Here is a 26,933-nt window from a genome sequence, read left to right as displayed (position 1 = left end):
GTCACTCCCCGAACAGAACGCGGTAGGCGTGGCCGAGGACGGGGTAGAGGGCCCCGATCATCAGCAGGATCCAGATGCCTACGACGGACCAGAGCATCTGCTTCTGGTAGCGCGGGCCCTTGGACCAGAAGTCCACGGCGATGACACGGAGACCGTTGAGCGCGTGGAACAGGATGGCGGCGACGAGGCCGTACTCCAGCAGCGCGACGATCGGAGTCTTGTAGGTAGCCACGACATCGTCGTACGCCTCAGGGGAGACGCGGACGAGAGCGGTGTCGAGGACGTGTACGAACAGGAAGAAGAAAATGAGGACGCCGGTGACTCGATGAGCCACCCAGGACCACATTCCTTCCCGGCCGCGGTACAACGTTCCAGCCGGCACGGAAAACCCTCCGGAAGCGGGGCGGGGGCCAGCCGGCTTCTTTGTCGGTCGGGCCCGGCCGGGTACGGTCCTCCGGCCCCGGACATCGTAGCGACGCTTTGTCGGTTCCCTTGCGCCGGGTCCATCGGTGTGATCAAACAGGCACGGACGGACTATCCCACAGGGGCGAATAGCCCGAAATCGGCCTCGGACAGCCCATCGTCGGGACCGTCCCGGTGCGCGTCCGCCAGCCGCGCCAGCAGCCGCGTCAGCCGGGAGCGGGCGACCATGCGCAGCTCGTCCGCCGCGATGGAGCGTTCCTCGTCCACCTCGTGAGCGAGCCTGCGGCGGATCGCGGCCAGCAGCTGGTCCACCCGCTCCTCCGGCGGGTGCCCGTCCAGGCAGATCACGAAGGCGTGGCCGAAGGTCCGCTCGTACTCCGCCCGCGCCGCGTCGAGCGCGAGGAGCGCCGCGTACGGGGCCCCGCGGCCCAGCTCGGCCGAGGACTCCCGCGCCAGCGCCTCCGTCAGGTCGCCCTGGGACATGTCGTACGCGGCCTCGTCGGCCGCCGCCAGCAGGGACGCGGTGTCCGGGTACGGGCGGTGGGCGGCCATCCGCTGCGCCCAGCGCCGGCTGCCGCAGCAGTGCGTCAGGGCCGTCCGGGCGACGTCGGGCGGCAGCGTGTTGAAGTGCGTCAGCCCGGTGCCGGGGGCGGAGACCGGGCCGCGGACCTGTGCCGGAAGGTGGCTGGACAGCGGAGTTCTCCTCGGGGGCGTGGCGCGGGTGTGCCGCCACGCTAGCGATCTCCGTGGGGGAGTGTCCCGCCGATAGGGGGATTTCACCCGTAAGTGAGCCGAAAGGATGACCCGGGCAGGGGTGTGGAGCGGCCTGGAGGAGGGGAGGGCGACCGAGGCCGCCACCCCCCACAGGAGAGGCCCCGGTCGCCATCCGTCACGGACTCGTGCGACAAGCCCGTACCCCTGTCAGCGTCCGGAGTGCGTTTTGTGTCACACCCCGCTCCGCGCAGGGTCGGTTGCTGGTTGTACAACTCGTGGACGAGAGGTGCGTGAAAGCCGTAACGTGCGGATTTGCGCCACACGTACAGGACGTCGAACGGGTTGGGGACTTTGCTGGGGGACGACGCGGAGCTGACCGCCGCGGTGCTCGCGGCACAGGACGGCGACGAAAGCGCGTTCCGGACTGTGTACCGCGCCGTGCACCCACGCCTGCTCGGATACGTCCGCACGCTCGTCGGTGACGGCGACGCGGAGGACGTGACCTCCGAGGCATGGCTGCAGATCGCCCGCGACCTCGACTCCTTCACCGGCGACGCCGACCGCTTCCGCGGCTGGGCCGCCCGCATCGCCCGCAACCGGGCCCTCGACCACATCCGCATGCGCGGCCGGCGGCCCGCCGTCGGCGGCGACGAGAGCGAACTCACCGGGCGCGCCGCCGACAGCGACACGGCCGGCGAGGCCATGGAGGCCCTGTCCACCGGCCGCACCATGGCCCTGATCGCGCAGCTCCCGCAGGACCAGGCGGAGGCCGTCGTCCTGCGCGTGGTCGTCGGCCTGGACGCGAAGAGCGCGGCCGAGACCCTCGGCAAGCGGCCCGGCGCCGTCCGTACGGCCGCGCACCGGGGGCTCAAGAAGCTCGCCGAACTGCTGACCGCCGAGTCCGGGTCCGCGGGCCCCGCGGACGGGGAAGCGGAACGCGGCGGGGACGCCGTCCGGCGGTTCGGCCATAATGCCGGTGACCAGGCGCGGGAGCGTGACCTCGACGCGGTGCCGGCGCAGCGCGCGCGGAGCGCGGGCCTGGCGGAACCGACCGGTGTGACGCATTCACGTTGGCGGACGCAGAAGGACATGTGATGGCCGACGAGCACAACGCGTGGCTGGACAAAGCCGCGGCGGACGAGCTGCTGTGCCCGGGGACCGGCCCCGTCGCCTCCGGCGCCGACCCGCGCGCCAGGGCCGAGGCCGCCCGGCTGCGCGCCGCCCTCGACGCCCTGACCCCCTCCCGTCCCGCCGCCGGCGAGCTGCCCGGCGAGGCCGCCGCGGTGGCCGCCTTCCGCGCGGCGCGCGCCGCGCGGCCCGAGGCCGTCCGGCCCGGCGCGCGGGCGCCGGGGGAGGACCGCGAACAACTGGTCGACCTGGCCCCGATACCCCGCGTACGGATCCCCGCGCAGCGGCGCGGCGGAGCCCCCGTGCGCTTCGGGCTGGCCGCCGCGCTGGCCGGCGTGGCCGTGGGCGGGATCGCCGCCGCCGCGGCCGGCGGGCTGTTCGACCGTGTCACGCATCACACCGCGGGCCCCGCCCCCGCCGTCTCGATCAGCGCCGACACCGATCCGGCGCCCGCGGCGGACACCGCCGGCCCCACCCTCGTCCCGCAGCCGCGCCCCACCCCGCCGCGCGTCGGCGAGGGCGCGGCGTCCGCCGGCCCGGGGGCCTCGCGGGTGCCCGGTACGGAGTCCCGTACGGTCCCCGGCGCGCCGTCGGGCAGCGTGTCGCTGCCGCCCGGCACCGGGGGCACGGGCGCGGGGTTCGACGCGGGGACCGGCACGGGTACGGGTTCGGACGGCGGCCGCGACAAGGTCACCGACAAGCTCACCGGCGGCAAGGACCACGGCCGGGACGACCAGGTCAAGTCCGCCTCGCTGTGCCAGGACTACCGCTCGGGCCGGCTCGACGACGACCGCCGCAAGCGCCTCTCCAGCCTCGCCGGCACCCCGGCGAAGATCGCGCGCTTCTGCGAGGCCGTGCTGGACGGGGTCCGCGACGGCCTGCCGCAGAGCGGCTCCGTCGACCCCGGCAGCGCCCTGGTCCCGGCGCCGTCCCCGAAGGCGGGCGGCGCGCTGGGCTTCCGTACCAGCTGACCACCCGCTGACCACCCGCTGATTCCGCACCCCGGGCTTGGCTGAAAATCGCCGTAGTTTCCGGGCCGGGACGGGGGTCCGCTCCGGTCTCCGAAACGCTGGGGCAACGCCCCGCGCGGGAGGCAGTAACACTTTCCGCACCCCCGGCGCAGTACATATTGAGCCGACTGGTCATCGGCCGCGCATGAGCCGGGGTTCCCCCCGTACCCCTGGGCTCTGCGCAACCGGCGCGGGCGGGGCACGTTCCCCCGGCCCTGCCCGCGCCCTCAATCCGCTACCGGGTTCACCAGTAGACGACGACCTTGTCGCCCACCTTCACCTGGTCGAACAGCGCCGACAGCTTGGCCTTGTCCCGGACGTTCACGCAGCCGTGCGAGGCGCCGGCGTAGCCGCGGGCCGCGAAGTCCGACGAGTAGTGCACCGCCTGGCCCTCGCTGAAGAACATCGAGTACGGCATCGACGTGTGGTAGATCGTCGACGTCCACTCCTTGGCCTTCCACCCCACCTGGAACTCGCCCTCGCGGGTCGGGGTGTTCTCCGAGCCGAAGCGCACGTCCATGGTGGAGACCACCTTGCCGTCGATCATCCAGGCGAGGGTCCGGCTCTCCTTGCTGATGCACATGACCCGGCCCTGCATGCAGCGCGGGTCCGGGGCGTCGACCTCGTTGGTGGTCGGCGGGCGCAGCTCGTCGTCCGTCGGCTTCTTGCTGAGGCCCTGGATCTTCTGCCAGGTGGCCTCGTCCACCGAACCGGTGGCGCCCAGCCCGTGCTGGGACTGGAAGGTCTTGACCGCGGCGGTCGTCTTCGAGCCGTAGAACCCGGTCGGCGCCGTCGACAGCAGCTTCAGTTGGCGCAGCCGCGCCTGGAGCTCGCGGATCTGCTCGCTCTCGTCGCCGTTCGCCATGATCGGCTTCACCCCGGGGGAGGACGGCGCGGAGGCCGACGGGGAGGACGGCTGCGAGGGCGAGGCCGCGGGCGAGGACGCGCCCGCCTTGCCGTCGTCCGGCGTGGAGGGGGAGGCCGCGGGCGAGCTCCCCGCCACCGGCGAGGACGGCGCCGCCGGTGCGGCGCCGGACTTCTGGGGGCCGCAGCCGGTCGCTGCCAGCGCGACGGCCGCGGCCAGGCCGAACGTACGGATCATGACTCTCTGGCGGTGCATCGCGGTCCCCCGGTCTTCGACGTCGTGTACTAGGTGATGCCTGGTGGGCGTGGACAGTTGCGGACGTTCACCCGTTGTTGCGCCATTGTGACCAGCGGCCGCCGTGGGCACGGTTGTACCAGCCTCCGGCCGGCCGGCAGCACGGACACGGAGGAATCGCGTCATGGTCCGTCCCACACCGCGCACCGAGAGCGGCATCCCGATCGAACCCGTCTACGGGCCGCAGGACCTGGCCGGCTGGGACCCGGCGGTGAGCCTGGGGGAGCCCGGCGCGTACCCGTACACCCGGGGGATCCACCCCACCATGTACACCGGGCGCCCCTGGACGATGCGCCAGTACGCCGGGTTCGGCACGGCCGCCGAGTCCAACGCCCGCTACCACCGGCTCATCGAGGGCGGCGGGACCGGGCTGTCCGTGGCCTTCGACCTGCCCACCCAGATGGGGCACGACTCCGACGCCCCGCTCGCCCGGGGGGAGGTCGGCAAGGTCGGGGTGGCCGTCGACTCCGTCGAGGACATGCGGGTGCTCTTCGAGGGGATCCCCCTCGACCGGGTCTCCACCTCGATGACCATCAACGCCCCGGCCGCCCTGCTGCTGCTCATGTACCAGCTCGTCGCCGAGGAGCGGGGCATCGATCCCGCGCTGCTGACCGGCACCGTGCAGAACGACATCCTGAAGGAGTACATCGCGCGCGGGACGTACATCTTCCCGCCCGGTCCCTCCCTGCGGCTGACCGCCGACACCTTCCGCTACTGCCGCGCCGAGATCCCGAAGTGGAACACCATCTCCGTCTCCGGCTACCACATGGCCGAGGCCGGGGCCTCGCCCGCGCAGGAGATCGCCTTCACCCTCGCCGACGCCGTCGCCTACGTCCGTGCCGCGCTGGCGGCCGGCATGGAGGTCGACGCGTTCGCGCCCCGGCTGTCGTTCTTCTTCGTCGCCCGCACCACCCTGCTGGAGGAGGTCGCGAAGTTCCGGGCGGCCCGGCGGATCTGGGCCCGGCTGATGCGCGAGGAGTTCGGGGCGCGCGACCCGAAGTCGCTGATGCTGCGCTTCCACACCCAGACCGCCGGGGTCCAGCTGACGGCGCAGCAGCCGGAGCTGAACCTCGTACGGGTGGCCGTGCAGGCGCTGGCCGCCGTACTGGGGGGCACGCAGTCGCTGCACACCAACTCCTTCGACGAGGCCATCGCCCTGCCGACGGAGAAGGCGGCCCGCCTCGCGCTGCGCACCCAGCAGGTCCTCGCGCACGAGACCGACGTCCCGCACACCGCCGACCCCTTCGCCGGTTCGTACGCGGTCGAGCGGATGACCGACGAGGTGGAGGCGGCCGCGCTCGCCCTGATGCGCAGGGTCGAGGAGCTCGGCGGGGCGGTCGCGGCGATCGAGGCCGGCTTCCAGAAGGGGGAGATCGAGGCCAACGCGTACCGGATCGTGCGGGAGCAGGAGGCCGGGGAGCGGGTGGTCGTCGGGGTCAACCGGTTCGCCCTCGACCGGGAGGAGCCCTACGAGCCGCTGCGCGTGGACCCGGCGATCGAGGCCCGCCAGTGCGCGGCGCTCGCGCGGCTGCGGGCCGCACGGGACGGGGCGGCGGTGGAGCGGGAGCTGGCGGCGCTGCGCCGGGCGGCGGCCGGGACCGGGGAGAACGTGCTCCCCCCGATGAAGGAGGCCCTGCGGGCACGGGCCACGGTGGGGGAGGTGTGCGGGGTGCTGCGGGAGGTCTGGGGGACGTACGAGCCGAGCTGACGGGTGCGACGGAATTCACTGGCGCGACAGGTGCGTCCTCATGGGACACTCCTGCACATGCTGGGTGTGACAGATCTTCCTACGTATCTCGCCGCCGTCGTGCTGATCGTGCTGCTGCCGGGACCGAACTCCCTCTACGTGCTCTCCGTGGCCTCGCGGCGCGGGGTGAAGGAGGGCTACAAGGCCGCCTCCGGGGTGTTCACCGGGGACACCGTGCTGATGGTGCTGGCAGCCGTCGGCGCGGGCGCGCTGCTCCAGACCAGCCCCGTGCTGTTCACCGCGGTCAAGGTGCTCGGCGCCGGGTACCTCGGCTGGCTGGCCGTGGGCATGCTGCGCGGCGCCCTGGCGATGTGGCGCAGCCGCCGCGCGCGCGACGAGGAGGCCCCGGCGGATCGCGAGGGGGTCGGCGCCGCCGCCGAACGGCCGTTCCGGCGGGCGCTGGTGGTGAGCCTGCTCAACCCGAAGGCGATCCTCTTCCTGCTGTCCTTCTTCGTGCAGTTCGTGGACCCCCACTACTCCTACCCGGCGCTGTCCTTCCTGCTGCTGGGGACCGTCTCCCAGCTGGTCAGCTTCCTGTACCTGTCCACCCTGATATTCACCGGCACCCGCCTCTCCGCCGCCTTCCGCCGCCGCAAGCGGCTCGCGGCCGGGGCCACCTCGGCGGCCGGAGTGATCTTCCTGGGCTTCGCCGCGAAGCTCGCCGTCAGCTGACCCGGCGCAGCCCCCGCCGCAGCCGGTGCACGGCCCGGCGCACGGCGGGGCTGCGGGGCAGGAAGGACAGCCGCGCGGGGATCCCGCCCGGCAGGCCCAGCGTCGTGAGCCGGCGGCGGTTGAAGTAGTGCCGGGTCCGCCCGTCCAGGTGCCGGGCCAGATGGGCCTCGGCCCGCTCCCGCCGGTCGGCGAGGATCCGCGGCTGCATGGCGAAGCCGACGGCGGTGACCAGACCGGGCAGGTCCTCCGGGGCGCCCGGCCCGTCGGCCGGCTCCGCCGCCAGGTCCGGGACCAGCGCGTCCACCAGCGTCAGCGGGATCCGGTTGCTGTTCTGGTACGGGGCCAGCCGGGCCAGCAGCGGACCGGTCCCGGTGCGCGCGACGGGGATCCCGTACAGGGCCCGCGCCGTGAGCAGCCCCGTCGAGAAGCAGCCCGCCACCAGGGCGGGGCGCAGCCGCTCGTACAGGGTCTCCGCCAGCACGGGCGCGTCCAGCACCGTCAGCCGCGCCCCGAGCCGCTCGGCCTCCTCCTCCGCCCGCCGGGAGTAGGCCGCCGGGGCGGAGGGGTGCGGTTTGAAGACCAGTTCCCGGTGGCCCCGCTCCCAGGCCCCGCGCACCATCGCGACGTGCAGTTCCTCCTCCTGCGCCGGGGACATCAGGTCCAGCGCGGAGAGGTACTGGCCCAGGAGCAGGGCGCAGGGCTCCGGGGGTACGTAGTCGCTCTCGTCGGGCAGCCCGGCCAGCCCCGCCAGCTCCGCCATGACCTTGAGGAAGGCGGGCGCCGGGACCGGCTCCGCGGGCACCCCGAACTCCGTCAGCAGCAGCGGCTCCAGGCCCGGGACCAGGTCGAGGTGGAGCACCCGCCGCACCCGCATGCCGATCTGCGGGTCGAGGCGGAAGCGGGTGGGGCCGTAGGACATCAGCCCGTCCGCGTACACGTCGACCGCCGCGCCCGGGAACAGCCGGCACAGGCTCTGCGCGGGCGGCACCTGGAGGGACTCCACCACCAGCTCGATCCGGTCCCCGCCCAGCCCCCACAGGGAGCGCAGCTGCCGCTCCCACAGCGGGACGTCGTCCGGGCGCGGGGCCCAGGTGCTCGGGTGCTGCGGGGCGAGGAAGGCGTTCCAGTCGCGCACCTCGTCGAAGCGGGTCCGCAGCGCCTCGAAGCCCGGCATGGCGTCGATGCCGGGGGTGACCTCGGGGGTGAGGGAGTGGTTGCTGGTCAGCAGGATCCGGCGGGCGGCCGCAGGGAAGGAGCCCGCGTCGAGGGCGGCGGCGAGGGTGGCCGTCCCGTAGAGGGTGGAGGCGAGGAAGACCTGGGTGACGCGGTCGCCGCTCACGCGGCGGCCCCGGCGGCCCCGTTGGCGGGTGTGCGGCGCCGCAGCCTGCGCAGCAGCGCGGAGCGGTCGGCGTCCATCGAGTCGAGCGCCCGTTCCAGCAGGGGTCGCGGCATGCGCCCGAGCGCTTCCGCGCTCATCGCCCGGAGTTTTTTCGCCACGGCCGGTTCGAACCTTTCGATGGAGCCGATATGGTGCGCGATAATCGCGCAATACGTTCGGACGGCCTTGGGGAGCAGGAGTTCGGATTCCCGGTCCATGGCGGTGTCCGCGAGCACTTGATCAAATGCTCGAATGAAATCGAGCTGACGCCCGTCCCCGATCTGGGTGAGCGAGGTGGAAATGCCGCGCCGGTAGAAGATTCCGGCCTCGCCGACCGTCGCGAAGGACCGCGCCGTACGGTGCAGCCGCCAGATCCACGGCCGGTCCTCCGCCGTCCGCAGCCCGTCCGTGAAGTGCAGCAGGCCCCGGTCCAGCAGCCTCCGGTGGTACATCCCCGCCCAGGCGTACGGATAGTCCACCGCCGTGGCCCGCGCGGCCGGCAGGATCCCCGCGCGCGGATCGGCCACCACCCCCTGCGGCCCGTACGGCACCCGCTGCACGGTCCGCTCCCGGCCCGTCACCTGCACGTGGTCGGTGCGGACGAAATCGCAGTCCAGAGCCTCGATGGCGGCCAGGGTACGGGCCAGGTGGCCCGGCGCCAGCCAGTCGTCGCCGTCCAGGAAGGCGATGTACTCGCCGCGCGCCGCGTCCAGTCCGGTGTTGCGGGCCGTCGCCAGCCCGCCGTTGCGCTCCCGTCTGAGGTGCACCGCCCCGGGCAGGCCGCCCGCCGCCGCGCGCTCCAGGAGCCCGGACGTCCCGTCCGTGGAACGGTCGTCGACGAGCAGGAACTCGAAATCGTCACGCGCGTTGAGTCCGAGTCCCTTCAGGACATCCGGTGCGTACGTCAGCACGTTGTAGAACGGCACGACAACAGAGAGCTTGGGCACCCGCGAGACATTAGGACGCGGTCCGGCATTCACCATGGCCCGGACGCGGATTCCATGTGAACGACGTGGGGCGGGCGCGTTAACCAGGGCGCTTTCGCATTTCGTCGACGGGTTGTTAACCCGCCGTTGTGCGCTCGTTGGGCCGATCACCGGAAATGCGGAATAGCTTCTGCCGGGTGCCAGTGCCACTCAGCAGCAGCCGGTCCGATCAACGCGTCGCCGTACTCGCGGATTCCGACACCCGCTGGAAATGGGGCGCCCTCACCGCCCGCCGCCTCGCCCCCGACGCCCCCGCACCCGCCGGGTACGTACTGCGCGGCCGGGCCACCCCCACCGCGCGCCAGCTCGGCGAGGCGGGCGTCGGGGAGGCGGACGGCGGCCCCGTGGAGGTGACGTGCGCCGAGTTCCTCGCCGAACTCGGCCGCCGGCACTACGACGTGGTCGTCCTCGCCCTCGTCGGCGGCGCCGTCCAGGCCGTCCTGCACGGGGTGCGCGCCCTGTGGCCCGACCCGGCCGCCCGCCCCGTCCTCGTCACCGGCTACGTCGGCGTCGTCTACGAGAAGCTCGCCGACGGGCTGCTGCTGCGGCACGGCGCCGACCTCGTCCTCGCCAACTCCCGGCACGACGCCGCCCGCTTCCGCGCCGTCTACGAGGGCGTGGGCGCCGATCCGGCGGCCGTCGTCGAGACCGCCCTGCCCTTCCTGGACGGCGCGGCCTACGAGAGCGCGGGCGACCGCGCCCACCGGGTCGTCTTCGCGGTGCAGCCGTCCGTCCCGGAGGGCCGCGCCGACCGCGCCTACCTCCTGGAGCGCGCCGCCCGGCACGCCCGGCTGCACCCGGGCCGGGAGGTGCTCGTCAAACTGCGCAGCCGCCCCGGGGAGCACACCACGCACCTGGAGGAACACCCCTACCAGCGGCTGGCCGAGCGCCTTCCCGGCGGGCTGCCGCCCAACTGCCGCCTGGTGTACGGGAACATGGGCGAGGTGCTGGACGGCACCGACCTGCTGGTCACCGTGTCCTCCACCGCCGCGCTGGAGTCCCTGCACCGGGGCATCCCGACCGCCGTCCTGACCGACCTCGGCATCCGCGAGGCGCTCGGCAACCACCACTTCCTGGGCTCCGGCTGCCTGGCCTCGTGGGACCAGCTCGACGAGGGCCTCCTCCCCGGCGGCGACCCGGCCTGGCTCACGGCCCACGGGGTCGCGCCGGTCACCCCGGCCGGGCCGGTCGCCCCGGCCGGGCCGGTCGCCCAGGCCGCCGGCGACCCCTACGCCGCCGCGCGGGAGCGCGTCGCGCGGCTGCTCGCCGCCGACCGGCTGCCGCCCGTGGCCCCGTACTACACGCCCGCCACCGCCCCCGGCTACCTCCCCGGGATCCTGGCCCGCCACCGGCTCGCCCCCGACGGGACCCCGCTCCCCGGAACCGGCGCCCGCACGGCGGGGGAGTCCTCCGGGGCCCGCCGCTGGCTCCGCGCCCACCTGCGCGAGGCCGCCCGGGGCGCCTACCGGCACGGCGTCCAGCGGGTGGCCCCGGTGATCCGACGGCTGGGCGAGCTGTGAGGGTCCTCGCGGTGATCCCGGCCCGCGGCGGATCCAAGGGCGTGCCCGGCAAGAACACCGCACCCGTCGGCGGGATCCCGCTCGTCGCCCGCGCCGTGCGGGCCTGCCGGGCCGCGCCCACCGTCACCGACGTGGTGGTCTCCACCGACTCCCCGGCCGTCGCGGCGGCCGCCCGCGCCGCGGGAGCCGCCGTGGTCACCCGGCCCGCGGCCCTCTCCGGGGACACCGCGAGCAGCGAGGCGGCCCTGCTGCACGCCCTGGACTCCTTCGAGGAACTGCACTCCCTCACCGTGGACGTGCTCCTCCTGGTCCAGTGCACCAGCCCCTTCCTGACCCCCTCGGACGTCGAGTCGGTCGCCGCGGCCGTGGCCTCGGGCGCCGCCGACACCGCCCTGACCGCCGCCCCCTTCCACGGCTTCCTGTGGCGGACGGAACCGGACGGCCGCGGAGCCGGGGTCAACCACGAGGCGGCGTACCGGCCCCGGAGGCAGGACCGCCCCGCCGAACTGCTGGAGACCGGCGCCGCCTACGCCATGGACGCGGCCGGCTTCCGCACCGCCCGGCACCGCTTCTTCGGCCGGACCCTGCCCGTGCCGGCCGACCCGGCGCGGGTCCTGGAGATCGACGACCCGCACGACCTCGCCCGCGCCCGCCTCCTGGCGCCCCTCCTCGACACCCCCCACGCACCGGACCCCCTCCCCACCGAGCGAAGGACACCCCCCGTCATGACCGTCGCCACCACCGACTCCCGCCAGCGCAGCTTCGGTTCACGCATCGCGGGCCCCGGTCACCCGGTCTACGTCGTCGGCGAGATCGGCATCAACCACAACGGCGACCTCGGCACCGCCTTCGCCCTCATCGACGCCGCCGCCGACGCGGGCTGCGACGCCGTCAAGTTCCAGAAGCGCACCCCGGAGATCTGCACCCCGCGCGACCAGTGGGACGTCGAACGCGACACCCCCTGGGGCCGGATGACGTACATCGACTACCGCCACCGCGTCGAGTTCGGCGAGGCCGACTACCTGGCCATCGACGAGCACTGCGCCCGCCGCGGCATCGCCTGGTTCGCCTCCCCCTGGGACACCGAGGCCGTCGCCTTCCTGGAGAAGTTCGACCTGCCCGCCCACAAGGTGGCCTCCGCCTCCCTCACCGACGACGAACTCCTGCGCGCCCTGCGGGCCACCGGCCGCACCGTCGTGCTGTCCACGGGCATGTCCACCCCCAAGCAGATCCGGCACGCCGTCGAGGTCCTCGGCAGCGACAACATCCTCCTCTGCCACGCCACTTCGACGTACCCGGCCAAGGCGGAGGAGCTCAACCTGCGCGTCATCAACACCCTCCAGGACGAGTACCCGAACGTCCCGATCGGCTACTCCGGCCACGAGACCGGCCTGCAGACCACCCTCGCCGCCGTCGCCCTCGGCGCCACCTTCGTCGAGCGGCACATCACCCTCGACCGCGCCATGTGGGGCTCCGACCAGGCCGCCTCCGTCGAACCCGGCGGCCTCGCCCGCCTCGTGCGCGACATCCGCACCATCGAGACCGCCCTCGGCGACGGCGTCAAGAAGGTCTACGCGTCCGAGCTCGGCCCCATGAAGAAGCTCCGCCGCGTCCAGGGCCAGGCCCCGGCAGCGGTCTGACCCGGCCCCACCCCTCCTCCAAGAGCGGATTTCGTGGTGAACTCTCCCGTCCCCACGCTGGCCCTCGTCGAGAGCCCGGTCCAGCTGCTCAACGTGCTCGAATGGGCCCACGCCCACGCCCACACCGACATCGCCCACACCGACGCCGGCGCCGCGGCCGGCGCGCCCGCCCCCCTGCTGTCCGCCGTTCCCCGCCAGCCCGGTTCCCTCCCCGGCCGCGCCCGCCGCCCGCAGGACGGCCCGCCGCGGCCGGACGCCGGGTGGCTGCGCGTCGTCGTCCTGCCGCCCACCGACCCGATGTCCCGCGGACAGCTGCGCCGGGTCGCCGGAATCGCCCGCGACGAGGGCCACGCCGTGCACTGGCAGGAGGCCCGCGGCGGCTCCGGCAGCCCGTTCGGGGCCCTGGCCGCGCTCGCCCCGGCCGTGCGCCGGGCCGGGCGGATCGTCGTCGGGGACCCCTTCTCGCGGCTCGTCCAGCTGCTGCTGGTCCCGGCCCGCACCGCCGAACTGACCGTCGTGGACGACGGCACCGCCACCATGGAGTTCATCGCGCAGCTCGGGCGCGGCGAGCGGCTGCGCCGCTGGCACCGCACCGGCGGCGGGACCCTGACCCGGGCGCGCGAACTCGCGTACGCCCCGGTGTCGGGGACGGCGCGGCGCCGGCTGACCCCGCGCGGCGGGCGCGTCACGGAGGTGTTCACCTCGATGCCCATCACCCCGCTGCCCGGGATGCGGCTGCGCGTCAACGACTTCGCCTGGACCCGCTCCCGGTTCGGCCCGCCCCGGCTGACCAAGGGCACCGACCTGGTCGGCACCTCCCTCGTGGAGACCGGGGTCGTCGATCCGGCCCGCTACCTCGACGCGGTCCGCGCCCTGACCCTGGAACACGGGGTGACCCGCTACTTCGCGCACCGCCGCGAGTCCCCGGAGAAGCTGCGCGCGCTGAGCGAGGCGACCGGGCTGGAGATCGTGCGCCCGGACCTGCCGCTGGAGCTGATCGCCCGGCGCGGCCCGGTCGGCCGTACGATCGTCAGTTTCCCGTCCACCGTCGTCCACACGCTGCCGTACGCGCTGACCGGGACTGGCGTGACGGTGGCCGTATGCGATATCGACCCGGCCTGGCTCACCACCGCCGCCTCGCCGAGGGCCCGCAGCTTCCTCGCGGGCGTCACCGAAACGGCCCGTGATGTGCGCAGACTCCCCGCTCAGGCGGCCCCCGCCGCCGGATGAGCGCGCGAGTTTACCCCCGGCAGCATACGGTCATGCGTCCAGAGGCCGGGTTTCTTTCCCCTAACGGCATGAACTTTTGGTGATCTCCGGCCAGTTGACCCATCCGTGCGCCTACCCTTCAACGGGTGAACCAGTTGATGTCCCGCGAGTCCCAGACCGCCCTGCCCGGCACGCCCGACCGGCCCGAGCTGCCCGGCACGCTTCCGGACCACCTGCGTGCCGAACTGATCGCCTTCCGACGGGACTTGCACATGCATCCCGAGCTAGGACACCAGGAGTTCCGCACCACGGCGGCGATCAAGGCGCGGCTCGAAAAAGCCGGCCTGCGCCCACGCGTGCTGAAGTCCGGTACGGGGCTGATCTGTGACGTCGGGACCTGGGACGGGGGGCGGCCGATGCTGGCCCTGCGCGCGGACATCGACGCCCTGCCGATCCCGGACGCCAAGGCGCACGTCGCGTACCGCTCCACCGTCCCGGACCGCGCCCACGCCTGCGGGCACGACGTGCACACGGCCGTCGTCCTCGGTGCGGGCCTGGTGCTCGCCGAGCTCGACCGCCAGGGGCTGCTGCCCCGCCCGGTGCGGCTGCTGTTCCAGCCCGCCGAGGAGGTGCTGCCGGGCGGCGCGACCGAGGCCATCGAGTCCGGGGTGCTGGACGGGGTGGGGCGGATCATCGCGGTCCACTGCGACCCGCGCGTCGACGCGGGCCGGATCGGACTGCGGGCCGGGCCGATCACCTCCGCCTGCGACCGGCTGGAGGTCAGCCTGTCCGGCCCCGGCGGCCACACCGCCCGCCCGCACCTGACCACCGACCTGGTGACGGCCGCCGCCCGCCTCGCGGTCGACGTCCCCGCCCTGCTGACCCGGCGCATGGACGCCCGCTCGGGCATGTCGGTCACCTGGGGCCGGATCGAGGCGGGCCACGCCTGCAACGTCATCCCGATGCAGGCGGAGCTGTCCGGAACCATCCGCTGCCTGGACCTGAACGCCTGGTACGAGGCCCCCGACATGATCCACGCGGCGATCGACGAGGTCGCCACGATGCACGGGGCGAAGTTCGAGATCAACCACGTGCGCGGGGTCCCCCCGGTGGTCAACGACCCGGTCGTCACCGAACTGCTCCGGGAGGCGATGGCGGCCCGCTGCGGCGCCGGATCGGTCGAGGACACCGAGCAGAGCCTCGGCGGCGAGGACTTCTCCTGGTACCTGGAGCACGTGCCCGGCGCCATGGCCCGCCTCGGCACCCGCAGGCCCGGCGACACCGCCAAGCGCGACCTGCACCGCGGCGACTTCGACGTCGACGAGAGCGCGATCGGCGTCGGCGTGGAGTTCTTCACCGCCGTCGCGCTGCTCGACGGCCGCCGCCCCGGCGCAGTGAGGTAGCGCACGCGGGGCGGTGCGGGGCCGAAATCCCTACCCCAATGCGGGCTCCGCCGGTGGAGCTGTCCAGCCCTTGGTACGCAAGGGCTGGGCACCTGTCGAGTTACCGATCGGTCACTGTCCGGTTCGCGACGATCCGATAACGACTCATGAACGGGCCTTTAACTGACATCTACGCGCGTTACGATCGCCGCTAAACCAGCGCCGGTCGTGGCGCTTCGGTCAGGTTTTGAAGGAGCCTCCCCTTGCGCCGGATCACCAGGATCGCCACCGTGGGCATCGCGTCCGCGGCGCTGGCCCTCTCGGCCACCGCCTGTGGCGGAAAGAAGTCCTCGGACGCCTCGTCGTCGTCCTCCTCGTCCTCGGAGACGAAGAACGCCGGCGCCGCAATCGCCTACGACGTCGGTGGCCGCGGCGACCAGTCGTTCAACGACGCCGCCTACGCGGGCCTGGAGAAGGCCGCGAAGGACCTCAAGGTCAAGACCGCCGAGGCGGAGCCCACCGAGGGCGAGAGCGAGGCCGACAAGGTCCAGCGCCTCACCGAGCTGGCGCGCAAGGGCAACAACCCGGTCATCGGCGTCGGCTTCTCCTACGCCCCGGCCATCGAGAAGGTCGCGAAGAAGTTCCCGAACACCACGTTCGGCATCATCGACGACACCTCGAAGACCGGCACGAACATCGCCAACCTGGTCTTCAACGAGGAGCAGGGCTCCTACCTGGCCGGCGTCGCCGCCGCCAAGGCGTCCAAGACCGGCACGGTCGGCTTCATCGGCGGTGTCGAGGTTCCGCTGATCAAGAAGTTCCAGGCGGGCTTCGAGCAGGGCGTCAAGGACACCAACCCGAACGCCAAGGTGCTGTCGGCCTACCTGACCCAGCCGCCGGACTTCTCGGGCTTCGCCAAGCCCGACCTCGGCAAGGCCACCGCCAAGGGCCAGCTCGACGGCGGCGCCGACGTGATCTACGCCGCCGCCGGTCTCGCGGGCTCGGGCGCCATCGAGGCCGCCTCCACCGCGGGCAAGTGGGCCATCGGCGTCGACTCCGACCAGTACAACCAGCCCGGTCTGGCGAAGTACAAGGACCACATCCTGACCTCGGTCACCAAGGACGTCTCCCTCGCGGTGTACGACCTGATCAAGTCGGTCAAGGACGGCAAGCCGGAGGCCGGCGAGGTCCGTTACGGCCTGGACAAGAACGGTGTCGGCCTGGCGGAGTCCAACCCGCAGTACAAGTCGATGACCGACATCACCGCCGCGGTGGAGAAGGCCAAGGCCGACATCATCGCGAAGAAGATCACCGTCAAGACCGCGCCGTAAGGCCCTTGTCTGACGCCTAGTCGCGGTCTCCGGGGTCCGGGAGCGGTCAACCCGCTCCCGGACCCCGAGCCGCGTCTTCGCCCCCAGTCCGTGCGAACTTGTGGCCAGTTGGCCGCAAGTTTTCACTTTCGACAGTGCTACGCGCGTAGAGGCATCGTGGACGCGATACCTTCTCTCCCCCGCCCTGTCCCCCCTGCCAACTTGGCTTTCCAGCTCCTTCCGCGCCAAGGAGAGTGCGTCATCAACGCGTCCAGCCCCCCTCTCGCCGTAGAACTGCACGGCATCACCAAGCGTTTCCCCGGCGTCGTCGCCAACAAGGACATCGCCATCTCCGTCCGCAAGGGCACGGTCCACGCCCTCATCGGTGAGAACGGTGCCGGCAAGTCGACCCTGATGAAGATCCTCTACGGCATGCAGAAGCCGGACGAGGGCACCATCGCCATCGACGGGGAGCAGGTCTCCTTCAACAACCCCGGCGAGGCCATCGCCCGCGGGATCGGCATGGTGCACCAGCACTTCATGCTGGCCGACAACCTCACCGTCCTGGAGAACGTCGTCCTCGGCGGCGAGAAGCTCTACGGCATCGGCGGCAAGGCCCGCAAGAAGATCATGGAGATCTCGGACGCGTACGGCCTCGGCGTGCGTCCCGACGCCCTGATCGAGGACCTCGGCGTCGCCGACCGCCAGCGCGTGGAGATCCTCAAGGTCCTCTACCGCGGCGCGAAGACCCTCATCCTCGACGAGCCCACCGCCGTGCTCGTGCCGCAGGAAGTGGACGCGCTCTTCGACAACCTGCGCGAGCTCAAGGCCGAGGGCCTGACCGTCATCTTCATCTCGCACAAGCTGGGCGAGGTGCTGAAGGTCGCCGACGACATCACCGTCATCCGCCGCGGCACCACGGTCGGCACCGCCGACCCGAAGACGGCCACGACCAAGCAGCTCGCCGAGCTCATGGTCGGCACCGAGCTGCCCTCGCCGGAGACCCGCGAGTCCACGGTGACCACGACCCCGATGCTCAAGGTCGAGAACCTGACCGTCGCCGAGTCCGGCACCGTCACCACCCCGGAGACCTCCACGCCGGTCCTGGGCGACTCCGACACCGACCTGCGCGAGGCCCCGGTCGCCGGCCGCCTCCTGCTCGACGGGATCGGCTTCACCATCCACAAGGGCGAGATCCTCGGCATCGCCGGCGTCGAGGGCAACGGCCAGACGGAGCTGATCGAGGCCCTCATGGGCATGATCACCCCCGACGCGGGCGTCATCACCCTCGACGGCGCCGACATCACCAAGATGCCGGTCCGCAAGCGCCGCGAGGGCGGCATCGGTTACATCCCCGAGGACCGCCACCGGCACGGCCTGCTCCTGGAGTCCCCCCTCTGGGAGAACCGCATCCTCGGCCACGTCACCGAGCGGCCGAACTCCAAGGGCGGCATCCTCGACCCGAAGGCCGCCCGCAAGGACACCGAGCGGATCGTGCGCGAGTACGACGTCCGCACCCCCGGCATCGACGTCACCGCGGCCTCCCTGTCCGGCGGCAACCAGCAGAAGCTGATCGTCGGCCGCGAGATGAGCCACAACCCGAAGTTCCTGATCGCCGCGCACCCCACCCGTGGTGTGGACGTCGGCGCGCAGGCGCAGATCTGGGACGCCATCCGCGAGGCCCGTCGCGAGGGCCTGGCCGTGCTGCTGATCTCGGCCGACCTGGACGAGCTGATCGGCCTGTCCGACACCCTGCGCGTCATCTACCGCGGTCGCCTGGTCGCGGACGCCGACCCTGCGACGATCACCCCCGAGGAGCTCGGCACCGCCATGACCGGCGCCGCCAGCGGGCACCTCGAAGCCCACGACGACAGCTCCGCCGGGGTCGACGGCGACACCACGGAGGACGAGGCCCGATGAAGAAATTCGACAAGGACCGGCTGCTCCTGGCAGCCGCCGGACCGGTGCTCGCACTGGTCAGCGCCCTGGTGCTGACCATGATCGTGCTGGCCGCTTCGGGCGTGGACCCGATCGACCCGCTGCGGATCATGATCGAGCAGGCGGGTTACGAGGACATCCAGGTCCTGATCATCAATCAGGCCGGCATCTACTTCCTGGCAGCCCTGGCCGTCGCCATCGGCTTCCGGATGAACCTCTTCAACATCGGCGTCGACGGCCAGTACCGCCTCGCGGCGATGGTCTCGGCCGTCGTCGGCGCCTCGGTCTCGCTGCCCGGGCCCCTGCACGTCCTGCTGATCGTGCTCGTCGCCATGGCGACCGGCGCCTTCTGGTCCGGTATCGCGGGCGTCCTCAAGGCCCGCCGCGGCGTGAGCGAGGTCGTCTCCACGATCATGCTCAACGCCATCGCGACCTCGCTGATCGCCTGGCTGATCCTGCCGAAGAACCTCGGCGTGCAGCCGGCCGGCTCGAACGACCTGACCACCGGTGACATCCCGGAGTCCGGCTGGTTCCCGGCCCTGTCCCTGTCCGGCGGCGACATCTACGGCTTCACCTTCGTCGCCTTCGTGCTCGGCGTCGTCTACTGGTTCGTGCTCAACCGGACCCGCTTCGGCTTCGACCTGCGCGCCTCCGGCGCCAGCGAGTCCGCCGCGCAGGCCTCCGGTGTCGAGCCCAAGAAGATGATCATGACCGCCATGCTCATCTCGGGCGCGGTCGCCGGTCTGACCGGCATGCCGCTGCTGCTGGGCGAGTCGCACACGTACAACCTGTCCTTCCCGCTGGGTGTCGGCTTCACCGGTATCACCGTCGCGCTGCTCGGCCGCAACAACCCGATCGGCATCTTCTTCTCGGCCTTCCTGATCGCCTTCATCGACAAGGCGTCCGCCGGTCTCGACACCGAGGGGTACGCCAAGGAGATCGGCACGATCATGCAGGGCCTGATCGTGATCGCGGTCGTCGTCAGCTACGAGCTCGTCCGCCGCTACGGCATCCGCCGCCAGCAGCAGAAGGTCGGCGAAGAGCTGGCCGCCGGCCACGCCCTCAAGACCGACAACAAGGAGGTCGCGGCGTGAGCACCAGCACCGTTTCCGCGACGAGCGCCGCGCCCAAGAAGGGCGGCGGCCGCCGCAAGCTCACCCTGCCCTGGATCCTGCTGATGATCGCGGGAGGCCTCGCACTGGTCTCGGTCGTCCGGCTGATCTCCGGGGCCAACGACCTGACCTCCGTCGGCCAGGTCTCCGGCGCCCTCCAGCTCGCGGTGCCGATCGCCCTCGCGGGCCTCGGCGGCCTGTGGGCCGAGCGCGCGGGCGTGGTCAACATCGGCCTCGAAGGCATGATGATCCTCGGCACCTGGTTCGGCGCCTGGGCCGGCTACCAGTGGGGTCCGTGGACCGGTGTCCTCGTCGGCATCATCGGCGGCGCGATCGGCGGCCTGCTGCACGCGGTCATCACCGTGACCTTCAACGTGAACCACATCGTCTCCGGTGTGGCGATCAACATCCTGGCCGTCGGCTTCACCCAGTACCTGTCGAACTTCACCTTCGACAAGACCCCGGGCGGCTCCTCCAAGCAGTCCCCGCGCATCGATCCGATCACCGAGATCACGATCCCGGGGCTGTCCGACTGGATGGCGACACTCCAGGGCAAGCACTGGTTCCTGATCTCGGACGCCGCCGGCGTCGTCGGCGGTCTGGTCACCAACCTCTCGCTGCTGACCGTCGTCGCGGTGCTCCTGGTCCCCGCCACCTGGTGGGTGCTGTGGCGCACGGCCTTCGGCCTGCGACTGCGCTCCTGCGGTGAGAACCCGATCGCCGCCGAGTCCCTCGGCGTCAACGTCTACAAGTACAAGTACATCGCGGTGATCGTCTCCGGCGCGATGGCCGGCCTCGGCGGCGCCTTCCTCGCGATCGTCTCCACCGGCATCTACCAGGAGGGCCAGACCGGCGGCCGCGGCTACATCGGTCTCGCCGCGATGATCTTCGGTAACTGGATGCCGGGCGGCATGGCCCTCGGCTCGGGCCTCTTCGGCTTCACCTACAGCCTCCGCCTGCGCGGCGGTGCCGAGAACGTCCACGCGATGCTGCTGCTCCTGGCGATCCTGCTGGTGCTCGTCGTCGTCTGGCAGCTGTACAAGAAGAAGCACGTCCAGGCCGCCATCGCGGCGGTCTGCGCCGCCGGCCTCTTCCTCTGGTACGCGCTCACCGACCAGGTGCCGAGCCAGTTCGTCGACGCCGCCCCGTACCTGACCACGCTGCTCGTGCTCGCCCTGTCGGCGCAGCGCCTGCGCATGCCCAAGGCGGACGGCATGCCGTACCGCAAGGGCCAGGGCAAGTGACCGCGGAGCACGCGGTGGACTGGGAAGCCCTGCGGACGGCCGCCCGGGACGCGATGACCCGGGCGTACGCCCCCTACTCGGGCTTCCCGGTCGGGGTGGCCGCGCTGGTCGACGACGGCCGGGTCGTGACCGGCTGCAACGTCGAGAACGCGAGCTACGGACTCGGCCTGTGCGCCGAGTGCGGCCTGGTCTCCTCCCTCCAGGCCACCGGCGGCGGCCGTCTCACCCACTTCACGTGCGTGGACGGCAAGGGCGCGAGCCTCGTCCCCTGCGGGCGCTGCCGCCAGCTGCTCTACGAGTTCGGCGGCCCGGAACTGCTGGTGGACACGCCCGACGGGATCCTCCCGCTGAGCGCGATGCTGCCGCAGGCCTTCGGGCCCGACCACCTGAGATAGCCGTGCCGACGGCCCTCCGCCCCTGCCGGGCGGAGGGCCGTCCCGCTTCCCCCGGGCCGGTCGGGCCCCGCTCGAACCCCCTCGAACATTTCCTGAACTCCCTCCCTCATCTCTATGCGCGTAGAAGGAAGTCACCTCATGGACGTCATCTCCGTCATCCGGACCAAGCGGGACCGTGGTGAGCTGAGCCCCGAGCAGATCGACTGGGTCATCGACGCCTACACCCGCGGGGTCGTCGCCGACGAGCAGATGTCCGCTCTGGCCATGGCCATCCTGCTCAACGGCATGAACCGGGCCGAGATCGCCCGCTGGACCGCCGCGATGATCGCCTCCGGCGAGCGGATGAACTTCGACTCCCTCTCCCGCCCCACCGCCGACAAGCACTCCACCGGCGGCGTCGGCGACAAGATCACCCTCCCGCTCGCCCCGCTCGTCGCCGCCTGCGGCGCGGCCGTGCCCCAGCTCTCGGGCCGCGGCCTGGGCCACACCGGCGGCACCCTGGACAAGCTGGAGTCCATCCCGGGCTGGCGCGCGCTGCTCTCCAACGAGGAGATGCTGAACGTCCTCGACACCACCGGCGCCGTCATCTGCGCGGCGGGCGACGGCCTGGCCCCGGCCGACAAGAAGCTGTACGCCCTGCGCGACGTCACCGGCACCGTCGAGGCCATCCCGCTGATCGCCTCCTCGATCATGTCGAAGAAGATCGCCGAAGGTACGGGCTCGCTCGTCCTGGACGTCAAGGTCGGCACCGGCGCGTTCATGAAGAACATCGAGGACGCCCGCGAGCTGGCCTCCACCATGGTGGCCCTCGGCACCGACAGCGGCGTCAAGACGATCGCCCTGCTCACCGACATGTCCACCCCGCTCGGCCTGACCGCGGGCAACGCCCTGGAGATCCGCGAGTCCGTCGAGGTCCTGGCCGGCGGCGGCCCCTCCGACGTGGTCGAGCTGACGCTGGCCCTGGCCCGCGAGATGCTGGACGCCGCGGGCATCAAGGACGCCGACCCGGCGAAGGCCCTGGCCGACGGCTCCGCGATGGACGTGTGGCGCCGGATGATCTCCGCCCAGGGCGGCGACCCGGACGCCGCCCTGCCGGTGGCCCGCGAACAGCACGTGGTCACCGCCTCCGCCTCGGGCGTCCTGACCCGCCTCGACGCGTACGCCGTCGGCGTCGGCGCCTGGCGCCTGGGCGCGGGCCGCGCCCGCAAGGAGGACCCGGTCCAGGCCGGTGCCGGCATCGAGCTGCACGCGAAGCCGGGCGACACCGTCACCGCGGGCCAGCCGCTGATGACCCTGCACACGGACACCCCGGAGAAGTTCGAGTACGCCCTGGCCTCCCTGGAGGGCTCCTACGACGTGGCCCCGGCGGGCACGGCCTTCTCGGCCACCCCGATCGTCCTGGACCGCATCGCCTGACGCGCGGCTCATCCGTACGGCTGAACGGGACCGGTGGACGCCCACCGGTCCCGTTCGTCATGCTGGGATCGGTGACGACCGACAAGGAGCACACCATGAGCGCACTCGCAGTCGAGCGCCAGCCGCCAAGCGGTGACGACTGGGACTCGGTGGTCCGTCTCTGGGAGGAGATGGACGTACCCGGGGGCTGCAAGGTGGAGATCATCGAGGGGATCGTCACCGTGGCACCACCGCCCGTCAACAACCACAACCTGATCGCCGAACTGGTACAGCGTCGACTGTATGCGGCGATCCCGGATGACTGGGGTGTTTTCCAAACCCTCAACGTGACCGTCCCGAGCCGCAGCGGTCTCTACATTCCGGACCTCGTGGTCGTACCCAGGTCGGAGGTCCCGCGCGGGGAGAACTTCACTCCTGCCGCCGCTGCAGAGCTGGCGGTGGAGGTCACGTCCAAGTCGAACGCCGTCAACGACCGCGTGGCCAAGCTGCACGGCTACGCAGCGGCAGGTGTCGCGCTGTATCTGCTCATCGACCCGCACGCCACCGGTAGCCCCACGATCCACCTCTACGGCGAACCCAAGGACGGCAAGTACCGCGTCCTGCACGCGGGCAAGTTCGGCGAGGCCGTCCGCCTTCCCGAGCCGTTCGAGCTCACCCTCGACACCTTCGGCTTCCCCCGCCCCTGACCCTCAGTGCCGCGGCAGCGCCTCCCCGGCCCGGGGGCGCGCCGCTGTTCCAGCCAGAACAGGTAGCCGCGCAGGTACGCCTCCAGGCCGTCGTCGATGTGGGCGACGAAGTCCCGGTGGCCCAGGGCGGCTTCGTGGTAGTGCGGGAAGAACCGCGGGTCCGCGTCTTACGAGGCCCATTCCGCGCCGGCCGGGAGGGCGTGCGCCGTGGGCGGCGGGTCCCGGTAGGAGGGCAGGTCCATCTGGTCATTGTGCGGGTCACCGATGAGTTCCGGGAGGGGCGGCGGTCAACCCGGCATGAAGATCGGACGGCTCGTACTGCCCGGACCCGGCCCCACCGAGCGGGACGCGGCGCGGCTCTGCGCGCGGCTGGCGCTGCTCTACGACGGCGGGGCCGACGCGGTGGTGTGCGATGCCGGGGCCGTCACCGCGCCCGGGCTCGGGGCCGTCGAGGTGCTCGCGCGGCTGCGGCTGGCCGCGCGGGGGCGCGGGGCCTTCACCGTGACCGGCGCCGGCCCCGCGCTGCGGGCCCTGCTGGGCCTCGTAGGCCTGTCAGAGCTGCTCGGGGAGCCCGAAGAGCGGGAACCACCGGGCGGTGTCGAGGAAGGCGTTGAGCCCGACGATCTTCCCGTCTGAGATCTCCAGGACCTGGAGCGCCCACGGCACGTGCCCGGTCCCCGAGGGGGCGGGCCGGTACTGGCCGAAGGCCGGCATGCCGTTCGCCGTGGTGGGGAGCAGACGGGAGCCCTTGCAGCCGATGCCCTGGTCGAGGTGCCACGCCGCGATGTCGGCGTGGCCCCGCAGCCACAGGTCGAACGGCGGCATCGACAGCACCGCGTCCTCGTGCAGCAGGGCCGTCAGCCGGGTGATGTCGTAGGCCTCGAAGGCGGACAGGTAGCGCCCCAGCAGCTCGGCCTGCGCGGCGTCGAGGGGGTCGGCCGCCTCGCTCGCGCGGACGCGCTGTCCGGAGAGGGTTGCCCGGGCCCGCTGGAGGGCGCTGTTCACCGAGGCCACCGTGGTCTCCAGGAGCTGCGCGACCTCCTCCGCCTTCCAGGCCAGCACCTCCCGCAGGATCAGCACGGCCCGCTGCTTGGCCGGCAGGTGCTGGAGGGCGGCGACGAAGGCCAGCCGGACGGACTCCTTGGCCAGCGCCAGCTCCGCCGGGTCGGCGGTCTGCGGCAGCACCCGCCCGTCGGGCACCGGCTCCAGCCAGGTCACCTCGGGCCGCTCGTTGAGCACGGCCGAGGCCTGGTGCTGCGGGGCGCCGAAGTCCATGGGACGGGCCCGCTTGTTGCCCGCGTTCAGCAGGTCCAGGCAGACGTTGGTGGCGATCCGGTACAGCCAGGACCGCAGCGAGGAGCGGCCCTCGAACTTCTCGTACGCCCGCCAGGCACGGATGTACGTGTCCTGCACCGCGTCCTCGGCGTCGAAGGCCGACCCGAGCATCCGGTAGCAGTAACCGGTCAGCTCGACGCGGTACCGGTCCATCGCGGCGTCGAGGTCCGGTGGTGTCGTCGCGAGGTCACTCATGGTCGCCCCCAGGTAGTCCCGTCTCCGACGGAAACTACCCGAGGGGTCCGACAACGGCAGCCGGGAGCGCCAGGAGTGTCAGGTTCCGGGCTTGCGCCCGTACACGAAGACGTCCTCGCCGTTGCCCAGCATGTTCCAGTACGCCTTGGCGTCGGCCGTCGTCATGTTCACGCAGCCGCCGGAACCCGGCGGGTTCCACATGCTCTTGGTCACCGAGTGGAAGGCGATCCCGCCGTCGAAGAACTGCGCGTACGGCATCGAGACGTTGTAGATCGTCGACCAGTGGTCGATGGACCGGTAGTAGATCTTCTTCAGGCCGGTCCGCGTCGGCGTCTCCGCCTTGCCGGTGCGCACCGCCACCGGCCCGTACTTCAGCGTCGCGCCGTCCTGGATCCAGCTGAGCTGGCGGGTCAGGTCGACGCAGGCGATCCGGCCCAGGTTGGTGGGACAGGTCCCGGCCGCGTTCGGGTTCTTGCCCGCGGCCCGCTGCGCGAGCATCGTGTTCATCGTCTGCCAGGTCAGCGGGCCCGCGTACCCCATCGTGGGGGTGATCCCGTGGGTCGCCTGGAAGGACTGGATCGCCGTGCAGTCGGCCGCCGACTGCACCCCGTCCACCGGCCGTCCCAGGAACTGCTCCACCTGACGCTGGTAGGGCCCGGTGGTCACGTTGCACGAGGCGGTGGCGGCGGCCTGGGCCGTCCCGCCCCCCGTCAGCACCACCGGAACCGCGAGGGCCAGCGCCCCGCCGAACACCACCGCGGCCCGCCGCTTCGCGCGCACACGTATCCCCGCCATCGGTTCCTCCCCTGCCTCGCCCAGGGCGTTCGGGGGCCCCATGCCCCGGAAACACGGCGAGTCGCACCGCGAGCGTAGGGTCTGGGGCCGCTTTCGTCAGGAGGTCCGGCAGAGGGAAATATGCAGATCGGACGGCCGTTCGCCCGGCCGTCCGATCTTCTGTCCCGGTAGTTCCGGGTCGGTCCCCGTGGGTCCCCGCCGGTCAGCGGGCCGCCGCGGCCGGAGCCGCGAGCCGCCGTCCGCGCGCCCGCTCCACCCGGGCCGCGTGGGACCCGTAGAGGGTGATCGACGCGACGCCCACCACCGCCAGCAGGGCGATGCCGACCGTGGCCGCCCAGCCCGAGGCGTGGTACGCCAGCGCGCCCAGGGTGCCGCCCGCGCTGGAGCCCAGGTAGTACGCGGACTGGTAGAGCGCGGAGGCCTGCGCCCGGCCCGACTTCGCCGTCCGGCTCACCGCCGCCGAGGCCACGGCGTGCCCCGCGAAGAAGCCCGCCGTGATCAGCACCAGCCCTGCCAGGACCGCGGCGAGGGAGTCGGCCAGCGACAGCAGCAGACCCAGCGCGGTCGTGGTCACCGCCAGGTACAGCGCCCCGCGCCGCCCCGTACGGGCCACCAGCTGCCCGGCCGCGGCCGAGGAGGCCGTACCCACCAGGTAGACGAGGAACACCGAGCCGACCACGCCCTGCGGCAGCGAGAACGGCGCGTCCACCAGCCGGAAGCCGATGACCGTGTACACGGCCCCGAACACGGTCATGAACAGCGCGCCGATCCCGTAGAGCCGCAGCAGCAGAGGATCGCGCAGGTGCCCGGCGACGGTACGTCCCACCGCGCGCGGGTTCAGCGAGGCCGCCCGGAAGAACCGTGCCCGGGGCAGCAGCACCAGGAAGGCCGCCGCGCAGGCCAGCGCCATCAGCCCGACGGCCAGCAGCCCGGCCCGCCAGCCCCACAGCTGCGCCGCCCAGCCGGTCACGATGCGGCCGCTCATGCCACCGATGGAGTTGCCCGCCACGAACAGGCCGATCGCCCCGACCAGTGCCTTCGGCTTGACCTCCTCCGCGAGGTACGCCATCGCGGAGGCCGGGATCCCGGCGATCGCCGCGCCCTGCACCGCGCGCAGCGCCACCAGCCACTCCAGGTTCGGGGCGAAGGGGACGAGGAGGCCGACGCCGACGGCGATCACCATCGAGCAGGTCATCATCCGGGTCCGCCCGAACCGCTCCGACAGCGCGCTGAGCGGCAGTACGAACAGGGCGAGCGCGCCGGTGGCCGCCGACACCGTCCAGCTGGCCTGACCGGCCGTCACGCCGAAACCGGCGGAGATCGCGGGCAGCAGTGCCTGGGTGGAGTAGAGGAGGGCGAAGGTCGCCAGTCCGGCGGCGAAGAGCGCGAGGCTCATCCGGCGGTAGCCGGGGCGGCCGGGGGAGTGGGCTTCGGGCTGAGGGGACGACGCGGTGGAGGCACCCGAGGTGACGGGTGCCCCGGTATGAGCGGGAGGCATACGTCGAAGGTAGGCCCCTGTTTTTCATGCGTCCAATGCAC

The 26,933-nt window shown here is 72.3% G+C and carries 24 protein-coding genes and 1 pseudogene; 17 read left to right on the top strand and 8 right to left on the bottom strand.

Annotation, left to right across the window (positions count from 1 at the left end; translation table 11 throughout):
- Position 1: 1 nt before the first annotated feature.
- Positions 2–382, bottom strand: a complete 381-nt coding sequence (sdhC, locus tag SLAV_RS15040; protein WP_078950366.1) for a succinate dehydrogenase, cytochrome b556 subunit — start codon at positions 380–382, stop codon at positions 2–4.
- 152 nt (positions 383–534) lie between these two features.
- The gene (locus tag SLAV_RS15035) at positions 535–1,203 is read right to left on the bottom strand and encodes a 2-oxo-4-hydroxy-4-carboxy-5-ureidoimidazoline decarboxylase (protein WP_341869025.1); all 669 of its coding nucleotides are present in this window, start codon (positions 1,201–1,203) and stop codon (positions 535–537) included.
- A 285-nt stretch (positions 1,204–1,488) separates the two neighbouring features.
- Between SLAV_RS15035 and SLAV_RS15030 the strand changes: the two genes are divergently transcribed.
- Entirely contained in the window at positions 1,489–2,232 is a 744-nt protein-coding gene (locus tag SLAV_RS15030; RefSeq protein ID WP_030231023.1) for an RNA polymerase sigma factor, read from the top strand.
- Positions 2,232–3,236: a hypothetical protein gene (locus SLAV_RS15025; protein WP_030231026.1), complete on the top strand. Its 1,005-nt coding sequence runs from the start codon at positions 2,232–2,234 to the stop codon at positions 3,234–3,236. Before SLAV_RS15030 ends, SLAV_RS15025 begins: the two co-directional genes overlap by 1 nt.
- Positions 3,237–3,519: 283 nt before the next feature.
- Here SLAV_RS15025 and SLAV_RS15020 read toward each other — a convergent pair whose 3' ends face one another.
- A complete protein-coding gene (locus tag SLAV_RS15020) occupies positions 3,520–4,377 on the bottom strand; it encodes a L,D-transpeptidase family protein (protein WP_234333633.1) in 858 nt (285 codons plus the stop codon).
- A gap of 181 nt (positions 4,378–4,558) precedes the next feature.
- Here SLAV_RS15020 and SLAV_RS15015 point away from each other — a divergent pair, with 181 nt between their 5' ends.
- Entirely contained in the window at positions 4,559–6,142 is a 1,584-nt protein-coding gene (locus SLAV_RS15015; protein WP_030231033.1) for an acyl-CoA mutase large subunit family protein, read from the top strand.
- A gap of 57 nt (positions 6,143–6,199) precedes the next feature.
- Positions 6,200–6,853: a leucine efflux protein LeuE gene (leuE, locus tag SLAV_RS15010; protein ID WP_030231036.1), complete on the top strand. Its 654-nt coding sequence runs from the start codon at positions 6,200–6,202 to the stop codon at positions 6,851–6,853.
- Here leuE and SLAV_RS15005 read toward each other — a convergent pair.
- The gene (locus tag SLAV_RS15005; protein WP_030231039.1) at positions 6,846–8,192 is read right to left on the bottom strand and encodes a polysialyltransferase family glycosyltransferase; all 1,347 of its coding nucleotides are present in this window, start codon (positions 8,190–8,192) and stop codon (positions 6,846–6,848) included. The genes leuE and SLAV_RS15005 overlap by 8 nt on opposite strands.
- Entirely contained in the window at positions 8,189–9,178 is a 990-nt protein-coding gene (locus SLAV_RS15000; protein WP_030231042.1) for a glycosyltransferase family 2 protein, read from the bottom strand. Before SLAV_RS15000 ends, SLAV_RS15005 begins: the two co-directional genes overlap by 4 nt.
- 155 nt (positions 9,179–9,333) lie before the next feature.
- Between SLAV_RS15000 and SLAV_RS14995 the strand changes: the two genes are divergently transcribed.
- From SLAV_RS14995 to SLAV_RS14940, 13 genes and pseudogenes are all read left to right on the top strand, one after another.
- Positions 9,334–10,737 (top strand): DUF6716 putative glycosyltransferase, encoded by a 1,404-nt coding sequence (locus SLAV_RS14995; protein WP_234333634.1) that lies wholly within the window; start codon positions 9,334–9,336, stop codon positions 10,735–10,737.
- A pseudogene (locus tag SLAV_RS42420) lies at positions 10,734–11,102 on the top strand (cytidylyltransferase domain-containing protein); the annotation flags it as partial. The gene SLAV_RS14995 and the pseudogene SLAV_RS42420, both read left to right, overlap by 4 nt.
- 360 nt (positions 11,103–11,462) lie before the next feature.
- A complete protein-coding gene (locus tag SLAV_RS42415; RefSeq protein WP_030231047.1) occupies positions 11,463–12,377 on the top strand; it encodes an N-acetylneuraminate synthase family protein in 915 nt (304 codons plus the stop codon).
- 36 nt (positions 12,378–12,413) lie between these two features.
- The gene (locus tag SLAV_RS14985; protein WP_199922174.1) at positions 12,414–13,607 is read left to right on the top strand and encodes a hypothetical protein; all 1,194 of its coding nucleotides are present in this window, start codon (positions 12,414–12,416) and stop codon (positions 13,605–13,607) included.
- A 137-nt stretch (positions 13,608–13,744) separates the two neighbouring features.
- Positions 13,745–14,989, top strand: a complete 1,245-nt coding sequence (locus tag SLAV_RS14980) for an amidohydrolase (RefSeq protein WP_030231052.1) — start codon at positions 13,745–13,747, stop codon at positions 14,987–14,989.
- A gap of 242 nt (positions 14,990–15,231) precedes the next feature.
- Positions 15,232–16,299, top strand: coding sequence for a BMP family lipoprotein (locus SLAV_RS14975; RefSeq protein ID WP_030231055.1), 1,068 nt, complete (start codon positions 15,232–15,234; stop codon positions 16,297–16,299).
- Between the two features lie 165 nt (positions 16,300–16,464).
- The gene (locus tag SLAV_RS14970; RefSeq protein ID WP_394298621.1) at positions 16,465–18,198 is read left to right on the top strand and encodes an ABC transporter ATP-binding protein; all 1,734 of its coding nucleotides are present in this window, start codon (positions 16,465–16,467) and stop codon (positions 18,196–18,198) included.
- Complete coding sequence (locus tag SLAV_RS14965) at positions 18,195–19,310, top strand: ABC transporter permease (RefSeq protein ID WP_030231059.1); 1,116 nt, start codon at positions 18,195–18,197, stop codon at positions 19,308–19,310. Before SLAV_RS14970 ends, SLAV_RS14965 begins: the two co-directional genes overlap by 4 nt.
- Positions 19,307–20,572 (top strand): ABC transporter permease, encoded by a 1,266-nt coding sequence (locus SLAV_RS14960; protein ID WP_030231061.1) that lies wholly within the window; start codon positions 19,307–19,309, stop codon positions 20,570–20,572. The genes SLAV_RS14965 and SLAV_RS14960 overlap by 4 nt, the downstream gene beginning before the upstream one ends.
- Positions 20,569–20,967, top strand: coding sequence for a cytidine deaminase (locus SLAV_RS14955; protein ID WP_030231064.1), 399 nt, complete (start codon positions 20,569–20,571; stop codon positions 20,965–20,967). Before SLAV_RS14960 ends, SLAV_RS14955 begins: the two co-directional genes overlap by 4 nt.
- Positions 20,968–21,105: 138 nt before the next feature.
- Complete coding sequence (locus tag SLAV_RS14950; protein ID WP_030231066.1) at positions 21,106–22,383, top strand: thymidine phosphorylase; 1,278 nt, start codon at positions 21,106–21,108, stop codon at positions 22,381–22,383.
- 95 nt (positions 22,384–22,478) lie between these two features.
- Positions 22,479–23,069: a Uma2 family endonuclease gene (locus SLAV_RS14945; protein WP_030231067.1), complete on the top strand. Its 591-nt coding sequence runs from the start codon at positions 22,479–22,481 to the stop codon at positions 23,067–23,069.
- A gap of 297 nt (positions 23,070–23,366) precedes the next feature.
- Positions 23,367–23,705 (top strand): STAS domain-containing protein, encoded by a 339-nt coding sequence (locus tag SLAV_RS14940; RefSeq protein ID WP_030231072.1) that lies wholly within the window; start codon positions 23,367–23,369, stop codon positions 23,703–23,705.
- On the opposite strand, the gene SLAV_RS14935 is transcribed toward SLAV_RS14940, so the two are convergent.
- The 3 genes from SLAV_RS14935 to SLAV_RS14925 form a co-directional block, all read right to left on the bottom strand.
- Positions 23,622–24,599 (bottom strand): sigma-70 family RNA polymerase sigma factor, encoded by a 978-nt coding sequence (locus tag SLAV_RS14935; RefSeq protein ID WP_030231074.1) that lies wholly within the window; start codon positions 24,597–24,599, stop codon positions 23,622–23,624. The two genes, SLAV_RS14940 and SLAV_RS14935, sit on opposite strands and share 84 nt — an antisense overlap.
- Positions 24,600–24,677: 78 nt before the next feature.
- Positions 24,678–25,394: a L,D-transpeptidase family protein gene (locus SLAV_RS14930; protein WP_030231077.1), complete on the bottom strand. Its 717-nt coding sequence runs from the start codon at positions 25,392–25,394 to the stop codon at positions 24,678–24,680.
- 202 nt (positions 25,395–25,596) lie between these two features.
- Entirely contained in the window at positions 25,597–26,892 is a 1,296-nt protein-coding gene (locus tag SLAV_RS14925; RefSeq protein ID WP_030231080.1) for an MFS transporter, read from the bottom strand.
- Positions 26,893–26,933 lie beyond the last annotated feature (41 nt).

Source organism: Streptomyces lavendulae subsp. lavendulae, from assembly GCF_002803845.1.
Taxonomy (GTDB): domain Bacteria; phylum Actinomycetota; class Actinomycetes; order Streptomycetales; family Streptomycetaceae; genus Streptomyces; species Streptomyces lavendulae.
Note: the sequence above shows the minus strand (reverse complement) of the source record. Positions and strands in the feature narration are given on the sequence as shown.

Excerpts from the sequence above, each read along its gene's own strand:
- leuE (WP_030231036.1), top strand. The coding sequence starts at position 6,200 with ATGCTGGGTGTGACAGATCTTCCTACGTATCTCGCCGCCGTCGTGCTG.
- SLAV_RS14995 (WP_234333634.1), top strand. The coding sequence starts at position 9,334 with ATGCGGAATAGCTTCTGCCGGGTGCCAGTGCCACTCAGCAGCAGCCGG.
- SLAV_RS14950 (WP_030231066.1), top strand. The coding sequence starts at position 21,106 with ATGGACGTCATCTCCGTCATCCGGACCAAGCGGGACCGTGGTGAGCTG.
- SLAV_RS15020 (WP_234333633.1), bottom strand. The coding sequence starts at position 4,377 with ATGATCCGTACGTTCGGCCTGGCCGCGGCCGTCGCGCTGGCAGCGACC.
- SLAV_RS14980 (WP_030231052.1), top strand. The coding sequence starts at position 13,745 with ATGTCCCGCGAGTCCCAGACCGCCCTGCCCGGCACGCCCGACCGGCCC.
- SLAV_RS14935 (WP_030231074.1), bottom strand. The coding sequence starts at position 24,599 with ATGAGTGACCTCGCGACGACACCACCGGACCTCGACGCCGCGATGGAC.
- SLAV_RS14945 (WP_030231067.1), top strand. The coding sequence starts at position 22,479 with ATGAGCGCACTCGCAGTCGAGCGCCAGCCGCCAAGCGGTGACGACTGG.
- SLAV_RS15025 (WP_030231026.1), top strand. The coding sequence starts at position 2,232 with ATGGCCGACGAGCACAACGCGTGGCTGGACAAAGCCGCGGCGGACGAG.
- SLAV_RS42415 (WP_030231047.1), top strand. The coding sequence starts at position 11,463 with ATGACCGTCGCCACCACCGACTCCCGCCAGCGCAGCTTCGGTTCACGC.
- SLAV_RS14940 (WP_030231072.1), top strand. The coding sequence starts at position 23,367 with ATGAAGATCGGACGGCTCGTACTGCCCGGACCCGGCCCCACCGAGCGG.
- SLAV_RS14965 (WP_030231059.1), top strand. The coding sequence starts at position 18,195 with ATGAAGAAATTCGACAAGGACCGGCTGCTCCTGGCAGCCGCCGGACCG.
- SLAV_RS14925 (WP_030231080.1), bottom strand. The coding sequence starts at position 26,892 with ATGCCTCCCGCTCATACCGGGGCACCCGTCACCTCGGGTGCCTCCACC.
- SLAV_RS14930 (WP_030231077.1), bottom strand. The coding sequence starts at position 25,394 with ATGGCGGGGATACGTGTGCGCGCGAAGCGGCGGGCCGCGGTGGTGTTC.
- SLAV_RS15015 (WP_030231033.1), top strand. The coding sequence starts at position 4,559 with ATGGTCCGTCCCACACCGCGCACCGAGAGCGGCATCCCGATCGAACCC.